General features: G+C 40.7%; 1 protein-coding gene and 1 riboswitch. The gene reads right to left on the bottom strand.

All coding sequences use genetic code 11. The features are described 5' to 3' along the window. Positions 1–86: 86 nt before the first annotated feature. A riboswitch (guanidine-I (ykkC/yxkD leader) is annotated at positions 87–182 on the bottom strand. A gap of 44 nt (positions 183–226) precedes the next feature. Beyond that, a partial coding sequence (locus WB217_RS14240) for an EAL domain-containing protein (RefSeq protein ID WP_423993885.1) occupies positions 227–1,868 on the bottom strand: 1,642 nt, incomplete at its 5' end.

Here is a 1,868-nt window from a genome sequence, read left to right as displayed (position 1 = left end):
CTCAAAAACACCTGCGATGATTAAAAACACCCAAGCCATGTACATTTCTCCTTTCTAACAAAAAAACCCGGGAGATATCTGTGGATATCTCCCGGGTTTTTATCCCTCCGTGTACACAGGTATTCCTGTGCGCCCTCTCTCGGACCAGGCCAGCACGCTGCGGAACCCTAGAGGACTTTTGATAATAGGTATAGTAACATAATCAAAACACTCAGTCAAAGCCAGCTCAATCAATGACATGAAGCTGTGGGGACTTATTCATCATTACTTCATATTCTGTAGACGGCAGCGGAGGTGAATAGAAATATCCCTGAACCTCATGGCAGCCAAGCGACTTCAGCAAATCAATCTGCGATTTGGTTTCGACTCCCTCTGCAATCACCTTCAGCTTCAGATTATTCGCCATTGAAACGATTGTTGAGATAATCTCCCTGTTCTCCTGTGAATCCGAAATAAAGCTTTGATCAATTTTCAAGCGATCAACAGAGAGTTTACTCAAGTAACTTAATGAGCTGTACCCTGTTCCAAAGTCATCAATACTTACTTCAATGCCAATCCGCCTTAGAGCTTGTAGCTGGGCATTAATGCTGTCTTCTTTCTTAATCATAATGCTTTCAGTTACCTCAATTTCGATCATATCTCCCTTGAGGTTAAACTCCTTAAGGGCTTGCTCCATGAATGTTACAAAATCTTCCTGATAAAAATGAATGATAGAGATGTTGATCGAAGTCCGGGGCACTTCATATCCCAGTTCTCTCCACTTTACAAGCTGTCCGAACACTTGCCGGATAATCAGCCTTTCCAGAGGGACAATTAAATTTGCCTCTTCTGCAATCGGAATGAAAACGCCTGGAGGAATCATTCCATGGAGGTGATGCTTCCACCTCGCAAGCGCTTCCGCACCGGTAATCTCATTGGTCGATGCGTTATATTTCGGCTGGTAGAAAACGGTCAGTACATTATTATTAATTGCATTCCGCAGGTCGTTTTCGAGTTCAAATTTGTTCAAGCTTTGGTCAATCATGCTCTTATCAAAAAACTGGAAATGATTTGAGCCATTTTCCTTTGCTTTATACATTGCCATATCGGCATATTTCAAAATCAAATCAAGATCCTTGGCATCATCAGGAAAACTTGAGATTCCGATGCTGGCTGTAATAAGAAACTCCATTCCTTCCGCAAAAATCGGTGACTGGAACGCTTTTACAATCTTTGAGGCAATTTCCTCAGGTTTACAAGGTCCAGGAGCAATGACTGCAAATTCATCTCCGCCAATCCTTGCGACTAAACAGTTTTCAGGAATGACTTCCGTAAGCTTCTTCCCAATTTGCATTAATATTTTATCGCCAAAAGAATGGCCGAATGTATCATTAATTCTTTTAAAACGATCAAAATCAAGATAAATTAAAGAAAAGTTTCCACCCTTGATAAAATGCCCAGACATTGCCTTTTCTAAATTGCGCCTATTGGGCAAATTGGTGAGTTCGTCATGGTATGCAAGATATTCGATCAGCTTGTCTGACCTTTTCTTTTCAGTAATATCTCTTACTATCCCGAAAACACCAACGACCTTATCTTTTACTATTATTCTTACAGCTGTGATTCTTACATTTGCAGACGTAAGGTCCCCTCTCTTAAGCGAAGTTTCTATCACTTTTGTTTCTCCGCTCAGGACCTTCATAAAATATTGTTTAATCTTCATTTCTTCTTCACTACGGTCAATCAACTGGATAAAATGAAGCCCAGCCAACTCACTTGCGGAATATCCAGTCAGTTCAGTTGCTTCTTTATTGACATTAAGAATATTGCCTTTTAGGTCAACCCTAAATACGGCATCGGGATTGTGGTTGAACAACGATAAATGTGAC

The sequence above is a fragment of the Mesobacillus sp. genome (genome assembly GCF_049588175.1).
In the GTDB taxonomy this organism is placed as follows: Bacteria; Bacillota; Bacilli; order Bacillales; family Cytobacillaceae; genus Mesobacillus.
Note: the sequence above shows the minus strand (reverse complement) of the source record. Positions and strands in the feature narration are given on the sequence as shown.